The sequence below is a fragment of the Streptomyces sennicomposti genome, from assembly GCF_019890635.1.
Classification (GTDB): domain Bacteria; phylum Actinomycetota; class Actinomycetes; order Streptomycetales; family Streptomycetaceae; genus Streptomyces; species Streptomyces sennicomposti.
In genome coordinates, this window is sequence record NZ_JAIOAB010000043.1 from 34944 (window position 1) to 55029 (window position 20086).

General features: G+C 73.9%; 16 protein-coding genes. 8 read left to right on the forward strand and 8 right to left on the reverse strand.

Annotated elements, in window-relative coordinates; all coding sequences use genetic code 11:
- Positions 1-1740, reverse strand: a complete 1740-nt coding sequence (locus tag K7787_RS22205) for an ABC transporter permease (RefSeq protein ID WP_223002675.1) — start codon at positions 1738-1740, stop codon at positions 1-3.
- Positions 1737-2855: an ABC transporter ATP-binding protein gene (locus K7787_RS22210; RefSeq protein WP_223002676.1), complete on the reverse strand. Its 1119-nt coding sequence runs from the start codon at positions 2853-2855 to the stop codon at positions 1737-1739. The genes K7787_RS22205 and K7787_RS22210 overlap by 4 nt, the downstream gene beginning before the upstream one ends.
- A gap of 135 nt (positions 2856-2990) precedes the next feature.
- On the opposite strand from K7787_RS22210, the gene K7787_RS22215 reads away from it, so the two are divergent.
- The gene (locus tag K7787_RS22215) at positions 2991-3482 is read left to right on the forward strand and encodes a GbsR/MarR family transcriptional regulator (protein ID WP_043261100.1); all 492 of its coding nucleotides are present in this window, start codon (positions 2991-2993) and stop codon (positions 3480-3482) included.
- A 57-nt stretch (positions 3483-3539) separates the two neighbouring features.
- Here K7787_RS22215 and K7787_RS22220 read toward each other — a convergent pair whose 3' ends face one another.
- Positions 3540-4451, reverse strand: a complete 912-nt coding sequence (locus tag K7787_RS22220; RefSeq protein ID WP_223002677.1) for a diacylglycerol kinase family protein — start codon at positions 4449-4451, stop codon at positions 3540-3542.
- 195 nt (positions 4452-4646) lie between these two features.
- On the opposite strand from K7787_RS22220, the gene K7787_RS22225 reads away from it, so the two are divergent.
- Positions 4647-5930: an adenylosuccinate synthase gene (locus K7787_RS22225; RefSeq protein ID WP_164391506.1), complete on the forward strand. Its 1284-nt coding sequence runs from the start codon at positions 4647-4649 to the stop codon at positions 5928-5930.
- 192 nt (positions 5931-6122) lie between these two features.
- On the opposite strand, the gene K7787_RS22230 is transcribed toward K7787_RS22225, so the two are convergent.
- From K7787_RS22230 to K7787_RS22245, 4 genes are all read right to left on the reverse strand, one after another.
- On the reverse strand, positions 6123-6773 hold the full coding sequence (locus K7787_RS22230; protein ID WP_019983360.1) for a putative DNA-mimic protein: 651 nt from the start codon (positions 6771-6773) through the stop codon (positions 6123-6125).
- Positions 6774-6887: 114 nt separating this feature from the next.
- Entirely contained in the window at positions 6888-9353 is a 2466-nt protein-coding gene (locus tag K7787_RS22235; protein ID WP_223002678.1) for a dolichyl-phosphate beta-glucosyltransferase, read from the reverse strand.
- Positions 9350-10258, reverse strand: a complete 909-nt coding sequence (locus K7787_RS22240) for a GntR family transcriptional regulator (protein WP_223002679.1) — start codon at positions 10256-10258, stop codon at positions 9350-9352. The genes K7787_RS22235 and K7787_RS22240 overlap by 4 nt, the downstream gene beginning before the upstream one ends.
- A gap of 99 nt (positions 10259-10357) precedes the next feature.
- On the reverse strand, positions 10358-11731 hold the full coding sequence (locus K7787_RS22245) for an aspartate aminotransferase family protein (RefSeq protein WP_223002680.1): 1374 nt from the start codon (positions 11729-11731) through the stop codon (positions 10358-10360).
- Positions 11732-11985: 254 nt separating this feature from the next.
- On the opposite strand from K7787_RS22245, the gene K7787_RS22250 reads away from it, so the two are divergent.
- A complete protein-coding gene (locus tag K7787_RS22250) occupies positions 11986-14139 on the forward strand; it encodes a serine/threonine-protein kinase (RefSeq protein ID WP_223002681.1) in 2154 nt (717 codons plus the stop codon).
- Positions 14140-14279: 140 nt separating this feature from the next.
- Positions 14280-15809, forward strand: coding sequence for a substrate-binding domain-containing protein (locus K7787_RS22255; RefSeq protein ID WP_223002682.1), 1530 nt, complete (start codon positions 14280-14282; stop codon positions 15807-15809).
- Between the two features lie 6 nt (positions 15810-15815).
- On the opposite strand, the gene K7787_RS22260 is transcribed toward K7787_RS22255, so the two are convergent.
- The gene (locus tag K7787_RS22260) at positions 15816-16562 is read right to left on the reverse strand and encodes an SLATT domain-containing protein (protein ID WP_223002683.1); all 747 of its coding nucleotides are present in this window, start codon (positions 16560-16562) and stop codon (positions 15816-15818) included.
- A 276-nt stretch (positions 16563-16838) separates the two neighbouring features.
- Between K7787_RS22260 and K7787_RS22265 the strand changes: the two genes are divergently transcribed.
- From K7787_RS22265 to K7787_RS22280, 4 genes are all read left to right on the forward strand, one after another.
- On the forward strand, positions 16839-17183 hold the full coding sequence (locus K7787_RS22265; protein WP_009189792.1) for a YbaB/EbfC family nucleoid-associated protein: 345 nt from the start codon (positions 16839-16841) through the stop codon (positions 17181-17183).
- 137 nt (positions 17184-17320) lie between these two features.
- On the forward strand, positions 17321-17920 hold the full coding sequence (gene recR, locus K7787_RS22270) for a recombination mediator RecR (RefSeq protein WP_009189793.1): 600 nt from the start codon (positions 17321-17323) through the stop codon (positions 17918-17920).
- Positions 17913-18572, forward strand: coding sequence for a DUF5063 domain-containing protein (locus tag K7787_RS22275; protein ID WP_009189794.1), 660 nt, complete (start codon positions 17913-17915; stop codon positions 18570-18572). The genes recR and K7787_RS22275 overlap by 8 nt, the downstream gene beginning before the upstream one ends.
- A gap of 231 nt (positions 18573-18803) precedes the next feature.
- On the forward strand, positions 18804-20081 hold the full coding sequence (locus K7787_RS22280; protein WP_009189795.1) for an aspartate kinase: 1278 nt from the start codon (positions 18804-18806) through the stop codon (positions 20079-20081).
- Positions 20082-20086 lie beyond the last annotated feature (5 nt).

Here is a 20086-nt window from a genome sequence, read left to right on the forward strand (position 1 = left end):
TCAGCCTGCCATGTCCCGGCGGCGCAGTGCCGCAAGGCCCGCGCCGACCAGCACCGCCGCGAGGCCCAGCAGGACGCCCAGGGTCGTCCAGTCCACGTCCGCGCCCGGCAGCTTGGGCAGATGGCCGAACGGCGAGAGGTCCAGGACCGGGCGCGGGGCGTTCAGCGCGGGGCCGATCCAGCCGATGAGCAGCGCCGCCCCCGCCACGCCCCACGCCGCGACCGCGCCCCTCGGCAGCAGCCCGTGCAGCAGGACGGCGATGCCGCCGATCACCCACACGGCCGTCACCTGCACCAGACAGGCGCCCAGCACCGGGCCGGCCTGACGGCCGTAGCCGATCGCGAAGCCCACCCCGGCCAGCAGCATGATCAGGGCCGAGCCGCCGAACGCCACGGCCAGGTGCCCGGCGGCCCAGCGCAGCCGGCCCACCGCGCCCGCCAGCACCGGTTCGGCGCGGCCCGAGGACTCCTCGCCGCTCAGCCGCAGCACCGACGACACCACGTACAGCGCGGCGACCAGGCCGAGCAGGCCGGTCATCGCGGCCAGGAAGGCGTCCGTCAGACCCGACTGGCCGCCCATCCGCTGGAAGATCTCCCGGGTCCGCTCGTTGTCGCCGACCGCCTGCGCGGCGCCCTCCGTCATCCGGCCGAAGACGATCCCGGCGGCGAGGAAGGCGGCGCTCCAGCCGTACAGGGCGCCGCGCTGCAGCCGCCACGCCAGCGCGCCCGCGGTGCCGAGGCGGCCCTCGGCCGGTCCTGGCCGGGTGGGCAGGAAGCCCATGCCGAGGTCCCGGCGGCCGGCCAGCCGGTAGGCGACCGCGGCCTGCACGGCCGTCGCCCCGGCGAACAGCAGCAGCACCCACCAGCGTTCGGCGGCGAACGGGCGCAGATACTCCAGCCAGCCCAGCGGGGACAGCCAGGTCAGCACCGAGGAGCGGTCGTCGGCCGCGTCGCCCGCCGCGCGCAGCACGAACGCCGCGCCGAGCACCGCCGCCGTCAGCCCCCGGGCCGCCCGCGCGCTCTGCGTCAGCTGCGCGGCGATCGCCGCGGCCGTGGCGAAGACCAGGCCCACGCCCGCGAGGCCGAGCCCGAACGCCGCCGCGCCGGCCGCGCCCCGCCCCGCCAGACCGGCGGTGACCAGCAGGGCCAGGGCGGCGCTGGCGACCGCCGCCGCCAGCAGGGCCGCCGTGAGCGGCGCCCGGCGGCCCACCGCCGCCGACGAGACGAGTTCCTGCCGTCCGCTCTCCTCCTCGTCCCGGGTGTGCCGGACGACGACGAGCAGGCTGGTGACGGCGGCCAGCGCGCCCGCGTACACGCCGACCCGCCAGGCGGTCAGCGCGCCCAGCGAGTCGCCGAAGACCGGGCCCACCAGGGCGCGCAGCGAGGTGTTCGCGGCCATCTGGTCCAGGAGCGAGGCGCGCTCGGCGGGGGTGCCGTAGAGGCTCTTCAGGGTGCCGGGCATGGAGAGGACCATCAGGGCGTTCACCGCGACCCAGACCGGGATCAGCACGCGGTCGCGGCGCAGGGCGAACCTCAGTAGGGCGGGGGTGCCGGCGAGGTGGCGACGGCCGCCGGTGCGCGGTGCGGCGGCGGTACGGCCGCTCGCGCCCGGGGCGCCGCCCGGGCCGGCGCCGGTGTCCGGGCCGGTACCGGTGTCCGGGCCGGCGTCGGTTTCCCGTCCGGTACCGGTGTCCGGGCCGGGGCCTGCGGCCGGGCCGGTGCCTGCGGCGGTCCCGGTCATCGCGCGGCCTCCGTCGAGTCGGCGGCCTGCGCCTCGGGGGCCGGCGTCGAGTCGGCGGGCCGCGCCCCGGTGGTCTCCTGCGCGGCCCCGGTGGTCGCCGGGCCGCTGGTCTCCCGCGCCGGGCCGCTGGTCTCCCGCGCCGGGTCGGTGGCCTTCCGCTCCGGGCCGGTGGTCTCCCGCTCCGGGCCGGTGGCCTTCAGCTCCGGGCCGGTGGTCTCCTGCTCCGGATCGGAGTAGTGGCGCAGGAAGAGTTCCTCGAGGGTCGGCGGGGTGGAGGTGAGGGAGCGGACGCCGGACGCGGTCAGGGCGCGCAGCACCCCGTCCAGCCGGTCCGTGTCCACCTGGAGGCGGACCCGGTGGTCGTGCACGGTCAGGCCGTGGACGCCGGGCAGCTCGGCCAGCCCGCTCGGCGGACCGGAGAGTTCGGCGGTGACGCTGGTGCGGGTGAGGTGGCGCAGCTCGGCCAGGGAACCGCTCTCGACGGTGCGGCCCTTGCGGATGATGCTCACCCGGTCGCAGAGCTGTTCGACCTCGCTGAGGATGTGGGAGGAGAGCAGGACGGTACGGCCCCGGTCCCGTTCCTCGGCCACGCACCGCTGGAAGACCTCCTCCATCAGCGGGTCGAGCCCCGAGGTCGGTTCGTCCAGGATCAGCAGGTCCACGTCCGAGGCGAAGGCGGCGACCAGGGCGACCTTCTGCCGGTTGCCCTTGGAGTAGGTGCGGCCCTTTTTGGTGGGGTCCAGCTCGAAGCGCTCGATCAGCTCGGCCCGGCGCCGCGGGTCCAGGCCGCCGCGCAGCCTGCCGTACAGGTCGATGACCTCGCCGCCGGAGAGGTTGCGCCACAGGGTGACGTCGCCGGGGACGTAGGCGATGCGGCGGTGCGCCTCGACCGCGTCGGCCCACGGGTCGCGGCCGAGGACGCGGGCGGTGCCGGAGTCGGCGCGCAGCAGGCCGAGCAGGACCCGGATGGTGGTGGACTTCCCGGAGCCGTTGGGGCCGAGGAAGCCGTGGACCTCGCCGGTCCGTACGTCCAGGTCGAGGCCGTCGAGCGCGTGGGTGCGGCCGAAGGACTTGTGCAGTCCGGAGACCTCGATGGCGGGGTGTGCCTTCGTCATGCTCCGGAACGTACGCTTCTTTCAGAAATTTGTGAAGTTAAGGAAGCGTATGAAGCGCCGACTAGACTGGACGGCGGCAGCGGGGGCGGGACAGCGTGGGTACGGGGACCCCGGAAGCGGGAGACGGGCGGAACGATGACGGAAGCGGGCACGGCGGGACGGGACGCCGAGGCGGTGTCGCAGTTCGTGGAGGGCTTCGCGGCGCAGCTGGTGGAGGCGGGCATGCAGCGGATGCCGGCCCGGGTCTTCGCCGCGCTGCTGTCCTCGGACTCCGGTTCGCTCACCTCGGCCGAGCTGGGCGAACAGCTCCAGGTCAGCCCGGCGGCGGTCTCCGGCGCGGTGCGCTACCTCGCTCAGCAGCACATGGTCTCCCGCGAGCGCGAACCCGGCTCGCGGCGCGAGCGCTACCGCGTGCACAGCGACCAGTGGTACGAGGCGCTGACCAACCGCGACGCGGTGATCAAGCGCTGGGAGCGGGCGCTGCGGGACGGCGTCGAGGGTCTGGGCGCCGACACCCCGGCGGGCCGCCGCCTGGCCGAGACGCTGGCCTTCTTCGAGTTCATCGACGGCGAACTGGCCTCGATGATGGAACGCTGGCGCACCCGCCGAACAGAACTCTTCGGCTGACGCCCTCGTGCCGCTCCCGGGGCGGCCACGTCGCCCGCCCCGGCACGAGTGGGCGGCTCAGCCCGCCGCCTTCCCCGCCGCGCGCCCCGCCCCGTCCACCGGGACCACCAGCCCCCAGGCCGCCTCGCGGACGCGCCAGGTGCGGGTGCGGACCGGCCCCGAGACCGTCGCGTCGGCGCGGTAGTGGAAGTCCGCGCCGGAGACGGTGACCGTGCGGCCCCGGGCCAGCAGCGGGGAGGCCTCCGCGCCGGGGCCCGACAGGGGCCGTACCTCCACCTCGGCCCGGCCCGAGTCGCCCGGCGCGACCGAGACCGCCTCCACCGGCTGGTCCAGGTCCACCACCGTCACCCCGTCCACCTCCACCCGCAGCCGCGCGGGCGCGGCCGGCCCGGTGTCGGCGGCCGGCCGGGCCGGGCGGGCCACCAGGGTCCGGACGAGCGACTGGCAGGTGCGCAGCCAGTCGCGTCCCGGACCCGTACCCGGTCCAGGACCCGGCCCGGCCGCCGTCGCCCCCGCCGCCACGTCCCGCGCGACCAGCGGCGGGATCCGCAGCGCCCCCAGCACCACCCCGTCGCTGTCGTCGACCAGCAGGTCGAGGCGGCGCTCCGCGCCGTCCAGGACCGCACGGGCGGCCGCCACCGGACTGTCGGGCACGCCGAGCGAACGGGCCAGGGAGACCGCGCCGCCGACCGGCACCGCGGACAGCGCGCAGCCGGCCAGCTCCCGGCGCCGGTGCAGCACGGTCACCGCCCGCAGCAGCGCCCGGTCGTCCCCGATCACCACCGGCCGCCGCGACCCGCGCCGGGCCAGCGCGCGGGCGAACTCCTCCGGGTCCTCGGGCAGGCACACCTTCACCGCCGCGCCCGCGCCGAGCACGTCTTTCGCGATCCGCACGGACTCCCCGTCCGTCCGCCGGGCGACCGGGTCGATGACCACCAGCAGCTGTCCGGACGTCGGATATGTCGCCACCTCGGTCCTGCCTCGCTTCCTCGGGTAGCATCTTTGTGCAAGAGCCCCTTGCGCTATTGCGCCAGGGGCTTCGTCTATTCCGGGGCATCCGGTCCGACGGTTGTGCGGCCGACGACGGTCGCGCGGTGCACGCGGCGGTGAACCCGCGTACGCCCCTGACCTTGGACATGCCCCGCCCGGAAGGGGTGTACGCGCGTGCCCGCACTTGTGCTGCTCGGTGCTCAGTGGGGTGACGAAGGCAAGGGAAAGGCCACCGACCTGCTCGGCGGCTCAGTGGACTATGTAGTGCGTTATCAGGGCGGCAACAACGCCGGCCACACGGTCGTCGTCGGCGACCAGAAGTATGCACTGCACCTCCTCCCTTCCGGAATCCTCTCTCCCGGATGTACGCCCGTCATCGGCAACGGCGTCGTCGTGGACCCGTCGGTCCTGCTCTCCGAGCTGAGCGGTCTGAACGAGCGCGGCGTCGACACGTCGAAGCTCCTGATCAGCGGAAACGCTCACATCATCACGCCGTACAACGTCACGGTCGACAAGGTGACGGAACGCTTCCTCGGCAAGCGGAAGATCGGCACCACCGGTCGCGGCATCGGCCCGACCTACGCGGACAAGATCAACCGCGTCGGCATCCGGGTCCAGGACCTGTACGACGAGTCGATCCTGACCCAGAAGGTCGAGGCGGCGCTCGACGCCAAGAACCAGATCCTCACCAAGCTCTACAACCGCCGCGCGATCGCCGCCGGCCAGGTGGTCGAGGAGCTGCTGGGCTACGCCGAGCAGATCAAGCCGTACGTCGCCGACACCGTGCTGGTCCTCAACCAGGCGCTGGACGACGACAAGGTGGTCCTCTTCGAGGGCGGCCAGGGCACGCTGCTGGACATCGACCACGGCACGTATCCGTTCGTGACCTCGTCCAACCCGACCGCGGGCGGCGCCTGCACCGGCGCGGGCGTGGGACCGACGAAGATCAGCCGGGTCATCGGCATCCTCAAGGCGTACACGACCCGCGTCGGCTCGGGCCCGTTCCCGACCGAGCTGCTGGACGAGGACGGCGAGGCGCTGCGCCGGATCGGCGGCGAGCGGGGCGTGACCACCGGCCGCGACCGCCGCTGCGGCTGGTTCGACGCGGTGATCGCCCGCTACGCCACCCGCGTGAACGGCCTGACGGACTTCTTCCTCACCAAGCTGGACGTCCTCACCGGCTGGGAGCAGATCCCGGTCTGCGTCGCCTACGAGATCGACGGCCGCCGGGTGGAGGAGCTGCCCTACTCGCAGACCGACTTCCACCACGCCAAGCCGGTCTACGAGTACCTCCCGGGCTGGCAGGAGGACATCACGAAGGCCAAGACCTTCGCCGACCTCCCGAAGAACGCGCAGGGCTACGTCAAGGCGCTGGAGGAGATGTCCGGCGCCCCGATCTCCGCGATCGGCGTCGGCCCGGGCCGCGACGAGACGATCGAGATCAACTCGTTCCTGTGACCCGGCCCGCGCGCCCGTAGGGCACGCGCCGACAGGGCGCCCGGCACGGACTCCGTGCCGGGCGCCCTGTCGTATTGCTCTTGTTCGGGGGTGTATCGCCCGTGTCCGGGGCTGTGCCGCCCGTGTCCGGGCCGGCGCCCCGCCGCACGCACACACGCGTCCGCGCCCCTGCCCGGGGCGGCCGGAGCGCCGTCAGCTGAAGACGATCATCGACCCCTGCGCCAGGCTCCGCGTCGCCGCCGCGTGCAGGCCGAGCCAGACGTGGCGTTCGCGGGCGAAGGGGCTCGGGTCGTAGGGGGCCGGGGCGGCCGGCTGCTCCAGCTCCGTGGGGGCCGTCGGCGGGGCCGGGGGAGCGGGCGGGTTGGCCGGGTCGATGCCGAGCGCCGGGGCGACCTGCTCCAGCTCCCGCAGCAGCCCCTGCGAGGAGCCCAACGGGCCGCCGCCCGCGAGGAGTTCCTCGTTGGACAGCGGGTGCGGGAAGTCCAGCGGGACGTAGGCGCCCGCGTGGTCGTAGTGCCAGACCAGATGCGACTGCTGTGCCGTCGACTCGAACATCTCCAGCAACTGCTCGTAGTCGCCGCCCAGTTCGTCCACCGGGGCGAGCGGGAGACCGCACAGCTGGAGGAGGTGGGCGCGGCGCAGGAAGTGCAGCGCGTCGTAGTCGAAGCCGGCCACCGGCGCGACGTCCCCGGACAGGCCCGGCATGTACTGGTAGACCGGCACCGGCGGCAGCCCGTTCTCCGCCAGCACCTTGTTGTACTGCGCCAGTTCCTCGGCGAACGGGTTGTCGGGCGTGTGGCACAACACGTCGACGAGCGGTACCAGCCACAGGTCACAGGCCAAGGAGGTCTCCTCGCATAGCGGAGTGGGTGCAGTCGGGTCGCGGGTTCGCGCGGGTTCGGCAGCGGTCGGGAGCGGTCGCCGGGGGAGTGTAGAGCGTAGTCGGTGCCGGTTCCCTCAGCGCCCCTCGTGCAGGTCCCATACCCACACCCCGCCGGTCCACTTCCCCTCGTGCCCCACCAGCTGGGTGACGACCCGGCGCAGCCGGTCGTCGTGGGGCTGCGGGGCCAGCACCAGGGCGCCCGCGTGCCAGTACGCGAAGTCCTCCCGCGCCTGCCGCCGCCGGTCCGCGTCGATCGGCGGGACCACCCCGGAGTAGCGCACGTCCCGCAGCATGGTGGAGGTCCACCGGGGGACGGCGCCGTAGATGCCGACGCGGTCGGGCCCGTAGGGGCCGTTGAAGTAGCCGCCGGGCAGCTTGAAGCCGAGGCGGGCCGCCGTCTGCCAGTGCAGCGCCTCCGCCGCGCCCGGGTCGGGCAGCGGCACCGGCACCAGCGACTCGCCGTCGTGGACGTACGGCTTCCACATGCCCTCGGTGAGGAACGCCGGCACCGGCGCCCGGTCGACCGCCTTCAGCGGGGCCGGGACCAGCGGCAGCAGGGCGAGGCTCACCGCGAGCAGCCCGCCGTACAGCGGGCCGATCCGGGTCGTGGCCGACAGCCGGGCGAGGGCGAGCGCGAGGAGCATGCCGAGCGCGGGCGCGCAGATCATCGCCACCCGGCTCTCGATGACCGACTCGAACAGCGGCAGGTGGGCGAACAGGGCCCAGGGCCCCGGGTAGACCGTGTCGGTCATCGGCAGCCGGACCTTCGGCCCCAGCGACAGCAGCGCGGCTCCGACCGCCGTCACCGCCAGCGCCTTGACCAGGGGCCGCCGCCACAGCCGTACGGTGATCGCGAAGGCGACGAGGACCAGCGGCCAGCCGTAGAAGGCGTTCTGCTCGGTGGGGTTCGCGGCGAGCGCGTTCGCGCGCCGCTCGTCGCCCCACATCAGGGAGCGCTCGGCGAAGGAGACCAGCGCCAGCGGGCTGTTGCCGGAGTCGTCGCCGTGCAGGACGCTGCCGTAGCTCTGCGGGCCCGTGAACTGCCAGGCCAGCGGATAGGCGACGAGCGGCAGGCAGACCGCGACCGCGTACAGCAGTCCCGTCAGCAGTGGTCGCCAGGCCGCCCGCGCCACGTCCGGGCGCGCCGCCCCGTACGAGGCGGCGAACAGCGTCATGCCGAGCGCGGCCAGCAGCAGCGGCTCCTCGCCCAGGAAGACCTGGTACGCCGTCATCAGCCCGAGCACGATCCCGTCGCGCCGCACCCGGGCGCCCGTACACAGCCGGAGCGCCCGGTCGATGATCAGCGGGATCATGAACAGGACCACGAAGTTCGGGTGCGCGTTGGCGTGGCTGACCATCGGCGGGGCGAACGCGGCCAGCGCCGCGCCGACGACGGCCGCGCCCCGGTGCGCCGTCACCCGCCGGACGATCAGCCAGTACCAGGCGGCGGCCGTCGCGGCCAGCCCCACCGCCATGCACACGCTCAGCGAGACGGCGGGCCCGAACGCCAGCGTGAGCGGGGTGAACGGCACGGACAGCCCCAGCATGGCCGTGTTGGCCATCAGGTTCACGCCGTCGGGGAAGTTCTGGAGGTCGGTGAAGAACGGGTTGCGCAGATGGGCGACGTTGTCGGCGGTGACGGCGAAGAACCACTCCCACTGGTTCTGGTCCTGCATCGAGTCGGGCAGATAGCGGTGCGCCGGGTCGAACAGGCGGCCCGAGTAGAGGGCCACCGACATCAGCAGGAACAGGATCGCGGCGAGCACGTCGGCGCCCCGCACGGAACGCGCCCGCAGCAGGACGAGTTCGGCCAGGACCCGGCCGTAGGCGAGGGGGCCGACCTTGGAGCCGGGCTGGTGCGACCAGCGCACCGGCACCTCGGCGACCGGCCAGCCGGCCCGGTGGAAGTGGCGCAGCACCTCCACGTCGATGCCCCAGCCGTTGAGCCGGGCGGCGGCGAAGGCCGCGCGGGCCCGCTCGCCGTCGAACAGCTTGAAACCGCACTGGGTGTCCCGTATCCCGGGCACCGCGATCCGGCGGATCAGCAGGTTCCCGGCCTGGCCGAGCAGTTCGCGCGCCCGGTGCTGGTGGTGCCCTATCGCCGCGCCGGGCACCGAGCGGGAGCCGATCGCGGCGGCGCCGCGCCCGCCGATCGCCTCGTCCAGCCGCTCCAGCTCCTCGATGGGGGCGGCGAGGTCGGCGTCGGTCAGCAGCACGCGCCGGCCCCGGCTGGCGGCCACGCCCTGGCGCAGCGCGTGGCCCTTGCCGCGGTTGCGTTCCCCGGCGACCAGCCGGACGCGCGGGTCCCGGCGGGCGGTGACGAGGGCGGCGGTGCCGTCGGTGGAGCCGTCGTCGGCGACGACGACCTCCCACGGGCCGAAGCGGTCCTCGTGCGCGCGCAGATAGGCGGTGACGGCGTCGAGGGAGGGACCGAGGCGGTCCTCCTCGTTGTAGGCGGGGATGACGACCGACAGGCCGACGGTCCCGTCGCCGGGCGCGGTCCCGTCGGCGGTGGCCGCTCCGGCGGCGGCGCCGCTCACGCGCCGGCCGATCGGCCGACCAGGGACAGCGAGTGCGCGTGGTGGGCGGCGACGAGCGCACGCGCCGCCGGTATGTCGCCTCGCGCCAGGGCGTCCACGAGTTCGGTGTGCCCGGACCACAGCAGTCCGCGCAGATCGTCCAGGCGGCGCAGCTGCTGCACCGCGCACACCCAGCACCGCACGCGGAGCCGGTGCAGGAAGTCGGCGAGGTAGGCGTTGCCGAACAGGGCGCTCAACTCCCGCCAGAAGCGCAGGTCGTAGCCGATCAGCACGGTCAGGTCGCCCGCGCTGGCCGCGCGCTGCGCCTCCTCGCCGCGCCGCCGCACCCCCGCGAGCTTCGCCGCCGTCCGCGGGTCCAGCGGGGGGCGCAGCCGGGGCGGGACGGTACGGGGGAGCGCGGGGGCGGCGGGGGCCGCGCCGGCTTCCGGGGCGGCGGCCGGCCGGGCGGCGTTCGCCGGGGCGGCGGCCGTCGGGGCGGTGGTTTTCCGGGCGGCGCCCGGCGGTGTGGTGGTCGCCGGGGCCCCCGCCGTGCCGGAGCCTTCCGCCGCCAAGTCCTCGAACCGCTCGCTCAGGCTGGTGTCCTCGAACCGTTCGACCAGGCTGCGGAACATGCCGTCCACGACCAGCCCGCGCGCCTCGATCATCTCCACGAAGTCGGCCGGCGAGTACTCGTGCACCCTGAAACCGCGGTGCTGGTCGGCCTCCAGCAGCCCCTGCGCGGACAGGTCGACCAGGGCCTCGCGCACCGGCGTCGCGGAGACCCCGTACTGCTCGGCGATCTCCTTGACCGTGAACTCCTGGCCCGGCTGGAGCCGCCCGGCCAGCACCTCGTCCCGCAGCGCGTCCGCGATCTGCTGGCGCAGGGTGCTGCGCGTCACGGCGCCTGGGCCGCTGATGCCGGGCATGGTCGGAGCGTCTCCCTTACGCGCGCGGGTGGCGTGCTCGTACATCTGTCTCTACGAGCACGCCACCTTACGCGTTCGGGTTTTTGTGCGATCGGCGTGTCACACAGTGTGCTCGTCGGCCACCGACAGTGCCGCGTCCAGGGCCGCCAGGCCCTCCTTCAGCTCGGCCTCGGTGACGTTGCACGGCGGGACGACATGGGTGCGGTTCATGTTCACGAAGGGCCACAGGCCGTGCGCCTTCGCGGCGGCGGCGAAGGCCGCCATCGGCGCGTTCGCCTCGCCGCCCGCGTTGTAGGGGACCAGCGGCTCGCGGGTCTCGCGGTTCCTCACCAGCTCCAGCGCCCAGAACATGCCGACGCCGCGCACCTCGCCGACGCTCGGGTGCCGCTCGGCCAGCGCCCGCAGCCCCGGCTCCACCACCTCGGCGCCGAGCCGGGCGGCGTTCTCCACGACGCCCTCCTCGGCCATGACGCCGATCGTCGCCACCGCGGCGGCGCACGCCAGCGGGTGCCCGGAGTAGGTCAGCCCGCCCGGGTAGGGGCGCTTGCCGAACGTCTCGGCGATCGCGCCCGAGATCGCCACACCGCCGAGCGGCACGTACCCGGAGTTCACGCCCTTGGCGAACGTCATCAGGTCCGGCACCACGCCGGACAGGTCGGCGGCGAACCACTCGCCGGTCCGCCCGAACCCGGCCATCACCTCGTCCAGGACGAACACGATCCCGTACTTGTCGCACAGCTCCCGCACCCCGGCGAGATAGCCCGGCGGCGGCACCATGATCCCCGCCGTGCCCGGGATCGTCTCCAGGATGATCGCGGCGACGGTCGAGGGCCCCTCGAAGGCGATCGTCGTCTCCAGGTGCTCCAGCGCCCGCGCGCACTCCTGCTCCTCGGTCTCCGCGTAGAAGCGCGAGCGGTACAGGTAGGGCGCCCAGAAGTGCACGACCCCGGCCGAGCCGCTGTCGGAGGCCCAGCGGCGCGGGTCGCCGGTGATGTTCACGGCCTGCTGCGTGCCGCCGTGGTACGAGCGGTACGCGGAGAGCACCTTGGGCCGCCCGGTGTGCAGCCGGGCCATCCGCACCGCGTGCTCGACGGCGTCGGCGCCGCCGTTGGTGAAGAAGATCTTGTCCAGGTCGCCCGGCGTGCGCTCGGCGATCAGCCGCGCCGCCTCCGACCGCGCCTCGATCGCGAACGCCGGCGCGAACGTGGCCATGGTCGCGGCCTGCTCCTGGATCGCCGCGACGACCTTGGGGTGCTGGTAGCCGATGTTCGTGAAGACGAGCCCGCTGGCGAAGTCCAGATAACGCCGGCCGTCGTAGTCCCAGAAGTACGACCCTTCGGCGCCGGCCACCGCCGGCGGGTCGATCAGGTCCTGCGCGGACCAGGAGTGGAACACGTGCGCGCGGTCGGCGGCCTTGACGGCGGCACCGGCTGAGGGGTTCGGCTGGGGCGGCTGAGAGGGCTGAGGGGTCATACGGCGAGCGTAGGCGGCGGTGCGGTGCGCCCGGCATGGGCGTCCTGTCTGCGGACGCGGGGTTTTAGCGACATCTTGTCGGGGGTGGGGAGGCGTCCGCCCGGTGCGGCGCCCGGTCGGCGCGTGGCGGCCTCGCGGTGCGCGCTGTTACGGAACCGTAGACACCGGGCCGCTCCGCCGCCCCGGCCCCCCGCACTATTCTCGGTCTGTCGCACAGGGGCGTTTCGGGGGATATCGGGGGAGGCGTTTCGGCCATGGAGACTCTGGGGGCGGGTGATCCGCAGCGGATCGGGGCGTACCGGCTGCTGGCGAGGCTCGGGGCCGGCGGGATGGGGCAGGTGTACCTGGCGCGCTCGGACCGGGGCCGGACCGTCGCCGTGAAGCTGGTGCGGCGGGAGCTGGCGCAGCAGGAGGAGTTCCGGGCCCGGTTCCGCCAGGAGGTGCGGGCCGCCCGCCGCGTCGGCGGCCACTGGACGGCGCCCGTGCTGGACGCGGACACCGAGGCCGAGGTGCCGTGGGTGGCCACCGGCTATGTCGCGGGGCCCAGCCTCCAGCGCGTCGTCGGCCACGACCACGGCGCGCTGCCCGAGCGCTCGGTGCGCGTCCTCGCGGCCGGACTCGCGGGCGCGCTCCAGGACATCCACGCGGCCGGGCTGGTCCACCGCGACCTCAAGCCCTCCAACGTGCTGGTCACCATCGACGGCCCGCGCGTCATCGACTTCGGCATCGCGCGGGCCCTGGAGACCGTCACGGACGGCGGCCTCACCCGCACCGGCGCGCTGGTCGGCTCGCCCGGCTTCATGGCTCCCGAGCAGGTGCGCGGCGACCGGGTCACGCCCGCCTGCGACGTCTTCTGCCTCGGCTCGGTGCTCGCCTACGCCGCGACCGGCGCCCTGCCCTTCGGCGGCGCGGACAGCGGGGTGCACGCGCTGATGTACCGCATCGCCGAGGACGAGCCCGACCTGTCCGCGCTGCCCGAGGGCATCGCCGACCTGGTCCGCGACTGTTTGCGCAAGGACCCGGTGGCGCGGCCCTCGCTGGAGGCGATCATCCAGCGCACCGGCGCGGAGGACACGGTCGCCGACGGCCGCTTCCGCGACCCGTGGCTGCCGAGCGCGCTGGTCGCCCAGCTCGGCCGCCACGCGGTACGGCTGCTGGACACGGAGAGCCCGGAGGACGGGGAGGCGGCGGCTGCTGCGGGGGCGGCTCGGGCGGGCGCGGGTGCGGATGAGGTCACGCCGGAGGGGCCGGCGGCGTCCGGCGCCGCGAGCGACGGCGCGGCCGTGGGCGTGGGCGCCGAGGCGTCGGGGAACGCCCCCGACCTGGTCAAGAAGCCGTCCGCCACCGGCCCCGGCCCGGCGGCCTCCGCCCCGTCGGCCGCCCCGTCCGCCCCCGCCGGGACACCGGCGACGGGTCCGTCCGGTACGGCCGTGGCCCCCGCGCCCCCGGCCGTACCGCCCGCGCCCTCGCACAGCCCCGTGGAAGCCACCCCGCCGCCCCCGGGGCAACCGGGCGGCACCGGGGGCGGGCGGCCGGTGAACCACCTGCCGACCATGGTGCCCGGCCACACGCCCCCACCCGGACAGGCACCTTCGGGACACACGCCCCCACCAGGCCACACGCCTCCGGGACACACGCCCCCGCCGGGGCCGCCGCCCGCCTACGGCCACCCCCGCGAACACGGCTACCCGCAGCAGTACGGCGGCTGGGCCGGGCCGCCCGGCGCGGCGGCGCAGCAGCACCCGTACGCCGGCCTCGGCTCGACCCCGCCGTACGGCCCGCCGCCGTACGCGCCGCCGCGCCGGGGCGGCGGCCGGGCCACGGCGGCGCTGATCGCCGTGGCCGTGGTGGTCGCGCTCGGCGCGGGCGGCTCCGTGTACGCCCTGATGCGCGGCGGCGACGACAAGGCCGGCCCCCCGCCCTCGCCGACCGTCACCGCGTCCGCGACGGACGACGCCGACGGCTCCGACGGCTCCGGCGACTCCGACGGCTCGAACGGCTCCGGTCCGGACCCGGCGACCTCGTCGCCCGACTCGCCCTCCCCGACGGACGGCGTGATCCCGTCCGGATACCTCGGCACCTGGACCGGGAACGTCGAGAACCAGTACGGCCCCAACCCCCGCCGGCTCACCATCACCCAGGGCGGGGTCGGCGACACCGTGCTCACGCTCGTCGCCGACGGCACCAACCAGGACGGCGACGCCTACCACTGCGTCTTCGAGGCGCGGCTCACCCAGGAGCCCGACGGGAGCGGTCCGTTGGAGATCGGGCCGTCCACCGTCACGGTCGGCCGGGACAGCACGTCCTGCAGCCCGGGCGCGGCCACCGAGGTCACCCTCCTCCCGGACGGCAGCCTGCGCCGCGACAACCTCTCCACCGGCGACGAGCTGACCTACACAAAGGGGTGACGCCCCCTCAGTTCCCTTCAGGAACAAGCCTGTTGGACTTCCCCGGGATTTCACCCAGGAGCACCGGAAGGACCGTCCGCGCAGACGTACGGTGACCCACACGATGCGGCCGGGGGGACCGGAGGGGCGGGGGCACCCAGATGGAGTGGCTGAGCGCGGAGAACGTGGTGGCCGTGGGGACGGCGGTGCTCGGCATCGCCGCGTCCGGGCTGATGCTCTGGTACGAGCGGCGGGTGCCGCGCCGCAAACGCATCGGCTACCGCGTCCAGATGGACAGCCCGATCGGCGACGACGTGCGCTCGGGCCGGGCCAACAGCCGGCTCGGCCTGTTCGACGAGACCCCGGGCATGGCGGACGCCACGCTGGTGCTGCTGCGCATCGAGAACGACGGCTCGCAGGGCATCACCCGCGAGGACTACACCGGGCCCGAACCGCACGGTCTGACCGCCGTGTTCGCCGACCGCACCATCCGCGGGGTGTCGGTCACCCAGCCGACCGACGCCGACCATCTGATGGACCACTTCACCGCCGAGCGGGGCTTCGGCTACGAGGGCAACCGTCTGCGCATCCCGCGGGTCCCGCTCAACCGCGGCGACCACTTCAAGCTGCTGGTCCTGCTCTCGGGCGGGGACGTGGGCCGCGGGATACGGCTGACCGGCGGTCTGCGGGACGGCGAGGTGCACCCCAACCGCAGCGCCACGCCCGACGACAAGCCGCCCCTGTTCAGCCGGGCCGCCCGGACGATCACGATCATGCTGACGGTGTGCGTGGTGACGCTGGCCGCGATCGTCGTCGTCCGCGACGACGACCCGCCGCCCGTGGGCTGCGAGACGGGCACGCTCACCCTCACCGGCTCGACGGCCTTCGCGCCCGTGCTGCGCGAGGCGGCGGACAAGTACGAGCACGACTGCGAGGGCTCGCGGATCACCGTCGATCCGCACGGCTCGGCGGCCGGCATCCGCGACCTCGCCGCGGCCGGCGCCCGCGCGGGGAAGGGGTCCCCGGCCGTCGTCGCCCTGTCGGACGGCCCCAAGCCGGGCGGCCTGCCCCAACTGCGCGAGAACCGCGTGGCGGTGTCCGTGTTCGCCCTGGTGGTCAACGACGCCGTCCCGCTGCGGAACCTGTCCACGGACGCCGTACGGCGGCTCTTCCGGGGCGAGGTCGCCAACTGGCGGCAGCTCGGCGGCCCCGATCTGCCGGTCGTCCTGGTCGGCCGGGACTCCGGCTCCGGCACCCGGCAGGTGTTCCAGCGGCGGGTGCTGGGCGGGCGGGCCGAGACGGCCGCCTCCTCGGTGGACTGCGTCCACAAGGACGACGTCTCGGCCCCCGTGGTGCGCTGCGAACTCGACTCCACCGACCAGGTGCTGGCGCAGGTCGCCAGGACCAAGGGGGCGATCGGGTACAGCGAGCTGAACCTGGCGGCGGAGGCGAAGGGCGTCCACCGCCTCGACCTGGACGGCGAGCCGGCCTCGGTGGACGCGCTCGAACACGGCACGAGCGCGTACCCGTACCGGGAGATCGAGTACGCCTACACCTACGGCAACCCGCCCGCCGACTCCCTGGCCTCCAGCTTCCTCACCTATCTGACCCGCGGCAACGGACAGGACGTGATCCGCACCCACGGCCACGTCCCGTGCTGGACCCCGGAGGGCCTGAAGCTCTGCGCGTGAGGGGGCTCACCGCGGCTCCGGGGGCCGTTGCCGGGGCATGTTCGGGCGGGTGCCCGCCGGGGGCAGCGCGAGGCGTCCCTGCGGGCCGCCCAGGTCCGGCCGGCCGCCGCCCGCGACCGAGGACTGCAGGCCCATCGGCGCCGGGCCGACCCGGAACTCCACCATCCAGTCCGCCGTCTCCGTGCGCACCAGCTCGGTCACGTCCTCCGAGAACCGCCGCAGCACCCCGAGGCACCGCTCGGCGGCCTCCCCGGCCGTGCCCTCGGTGGGGCCGAGGACCTCCCGGACGTTCTCCGAGGCCCAGTCGAACTGGAGCAGCTGCAGCCGCCGCTGCACCGCCTGCGCGGTCGCCACGTCCCGCATCCACCCCGAGGTCACCCCGAAGTAGCGGTCCGCCGCGACACAGGCCGCCGACACCAGCAGCGCCAGATACCCCCAGCGCGCCGCGCCGGCCAGCACCCCGGCCACATCCAGCAGCGGCAGCGCCGCCCCGGCCACCGCGCCCGCCGCCACCCCGCCCCGCAGCGCCCGCGCGCCCCGCCGCTTCCACACCCGCTCGGACAGGTACCAGGACGCGGTCTGGAGCGCGCCCCGCTCCACCCACCGGTACAGGTCGTCCAGCCGCTGCGCGGGCTCGCCCCAGTCGCCCGGCGGGAACGGCCGGCCGGTCAGGTCGCCCGGCCGCGGCCCGGCCGCCTCCTCCCCCCGCCCGTCCCGAGGCGGACGCTCGGGCTGCATCTCCGGCTGACCCACCCGGCACTCCCTACTGATCACGGACCGTGTCGCCGGCACGCGCCGATACGACGCGCACCGCCGTGCCGGACCCCTTCCTACCGTCCGCCGGACGGCGATCGGCCGGGAAGGACGCCTTTTCCGCCCCAAAGAGGGCCGGAGCGCGGGGGAGGACGCACGGACAACTCACTCGAAAGAGTGGTGGGGCAGGGCCCGCCCGGACCACGTAGGCTCGTGCCAGCGGGGAATCCTCCGGACGGCCCCCGCGCAGACGCCGTACGAAAGCAGGAGCCGATCGTGATTCCCGGTGGTGGCCAGCCCAACATGCAGCAGCTGCTCCAGCAGGCCCAGAAGATGCAGCAGGACCTGGCGCGGGCCCAGGAGGAACTGGCGCAGACGGAGGTCGACGGGCAGGCGGGCGGCGGCCTGGTGAAGGCCACCGTCACCGGCGCCGGCGAGCTGCGCGCCCTGAAGATCGACCCGAAAGCGGTCGACCCCGAGGACACCGAGACCCTCGCCGACCTGATCGTCGCCGCGGTCCAGGCGGCCAACGAGAACGCCCAGACCCTCCAGCAGCAGAAGCTCGGCCCGCTCGCCCAGGGCCTCGGCGGCGGCAGCGGCATCCCCGGGCTGCCTTTCTAGGCCGCCCGCGGGCCACTACCGTACGGAGCACGAAGCACCGGCACGGGGCCCGAAGGCGCCGTACGGAGCACGAGAGCACCGTACGGACCGAGTACCGAAACGAAACGACGACGACACGCAGGAAGGACGGCGACCCGGTGTACGAAGGCGTGGTCCAGGACCTCATCGACGAGCTGGGGCGGCTGCCCGGCGTCGGTCCCAAGAGCGCGCAGCGGATCGCCTTCCACATCCTCCAGGCGGAGCCGACGGACGTGCGGCGCCTCGCCCAGGCCCTGATGGAGGTCAAGGCGAAGGTCCGCTTCTGCGCGGTCTGCGGCAACGTCGCGCAGGAGGAGCTGTGCGGCATCTGCCGCGACAGCCGCCGCGACCAGTCCGTCATCTGCGTGGTGGAGGAGCCCAAGGACGTCGTCGCCATCGAGCGCACCCGCGAGTTCCGCGGCCGCTACCACGTGCTCGGCGGCGCGATCAGCCCCATCGAGGGCGTCGGCCCGGACGACCTGCGCATCCGCGAGCTGCTGGCGCGGCTCGCGGACGGCACGGTCACCGAGCTGATCCTGGCCACGGACCCGAACCTGGAGGGCGAGGCCACGGCGACGTACCTCGCCCGCATGATCAAGCCCATGGGCCTGAAGGTCACCCGCCTGGCCAGCGGCCTCCCGGTGGGTGGCGACCTGGAGTACGCGGACGAGGTGACCCTCGGCCGCGCCTTCGAGGGGAGACGACTCCTAGATGTCTGACGCCACGCTGCACGCGACGAGCCAGAACCCGGACGACTTCGCGGTCCAGATCGCCGACCAGATCGAGAGCTTCCTGGTCGCGGTGACGGAGGTCGCCAAGGGCGACGAGCCCGACTCGGCGGTGCCCTTCCTGCTGCTGGAGGTCTCCCAGCTGCTGCTGGCCGGCGGCCGGCTCGGCGCGCACGAGGACATCGTCCCCGACGAGCGCTACGAGCCCGATCCCGGCCCGGAGCAGGACGTGGACATCCTCCGCGAGAACCTCGCCCGGCTGCTGGAGCCGATCGACGTCTACTCCGAGGTCTTCGACCCCTACGAGCCGCGCCGCGCCCCGGTGCCCGCCCGGATCTCCGACGACCTCGCCGACGTCGTCGCCGACCTGCGCCACGGCATGGTCCACTACCGCGCCGGCCGCACCACGGAGGCCCTGTGGTGGTGGCAGTTCTCCTACTTCTCCAACTGGGGCGGGACCGCGTCGGCGGCCCTGCGCGCCCTCCAGTCGCTGGTCGCCCACGTCCGCCTCAACCAGCCGCTGGCCGAGCTGGACGGCCTGGACACCGACCAGGGCATGGGCGACGAGACCCTGGAGTTCGAGGCCGGCCAGGTGATGGCGCAGGAGATCGCGGGACCGCTGGGACTGCACGGGGCGTCCTGACGCACGCGGCCGGGGCCGCAGGGGACGTCCGGCATGTCCCCGTCGCCCTGTGACCCCGCCCACGTTCCGAGTGACGTACCGCCCCGTGGGCATGAGCCGTCCTGGTGATCGGACGTCCGGCATCTCACGATGCGACATCGCGAAGGGGCGATTTCGGACGCTCGATAGACTGAGCCGACCGCACCCGCATATGCGTAAGTGCGATACACACGGACTGAGCGAGGAGCGCACGTGGGCCTTGTCGTGCAGAAGTACGGAGGCTCCTCCGTAGCCGATGCCGAGGGCATCAAGCGCGTCGCCAAGCGGATCGTGGAAGCGAAGAAGAACGGCAACGATGTTGTCGTCGTCGTTTCCGCGATGGGCGACACGACGGACGAGCTGATCGATCTCGCCGAGCAGGTATCCCCGATGCCTGCCGGGCGCGAGCTCGACATGCTGCTGACCGCCGGAGAGCGGATCTCCATGGCCCTGCTGGCCATGGCGATCAAGAACCTGGGGCACAAGGCCCAGTCGTTCACCGGCAGCCAGGCAGGTGTCATCACCGACTCGGTCCACAACAAAGCCCGGATCATCGATGTCACGCCGGGCCGCATCCGGACCGCGCTGGACGAGGGCAACATCGCCATCGTCGCCGGTTTCCAGGGCGTCAGCCAGGACAAGAAGGACATCACCACGCTGGGGCGCGGCGGCTCCGACACCACCGCCGTGGCGCTCGCCGCCGCCCTCGACGCCGAGGTGTGCGAGATCTACACCGACGTGGACGGCGTGTTCACCGCCGACCCGCGGGTGGTGAAGAAGGCGAAGAAGATCGACTGGATCTCCTTCGAGGACATGCTGGAGCTCGCCGCCTCGGGCTCCAAGGTGCTGCTCCACCGCTGCGTGGAGTACGCCCGGCGGTACAACATCCCGATCCACGTGCGCTCGTCCTTCAGCGGACTGCAGGGCACCTGGGTCAGCAGCGAGCCGATCGAGCAAGGGGACAAGCAGGTGGAGCAGGCCATCATCTCCGGTGTCGCGCACGACACCTCCGAGGCCAAGATCACGGTCGTCGGCGTCCCCGACAAGCCGGGCGAGGCCGCCTCCATCTTCCGCACGATCGCCGACGCCGAGATCAACATCGACATGGTCGTGCAGAACGTCTCCGCCGCCTCCACCGGGCTGACGGACATCTCCTTCACGCTGCCCAAGGCCGAGGGCCGCAAGGCCATCGACGCGCTGGAGAAGAACCGTTCCGGTATCGGCTTCGACTCCCTGCGCTACGACGACCAGATCGGCAAGATCTCGCTGGTCGGCGCGGGTATGAAGACCAACCCGGGCGTGACCGCCGACTTCTTCACCGCGCTGTCCGACGCGGGCGTGAACATCGAGCTGATCTCGACCTCCGAGATCCGCATCTCGGTGGTCACCCGCAAGGACGACGTCGCCGAGGCCGTCCGCGCCGTGCACACCGCCTTCGGGCTCGACTCCGAGAGCGACGAGGCCGTCGTCTACGGCGGCACCGGGCGATGACCCAG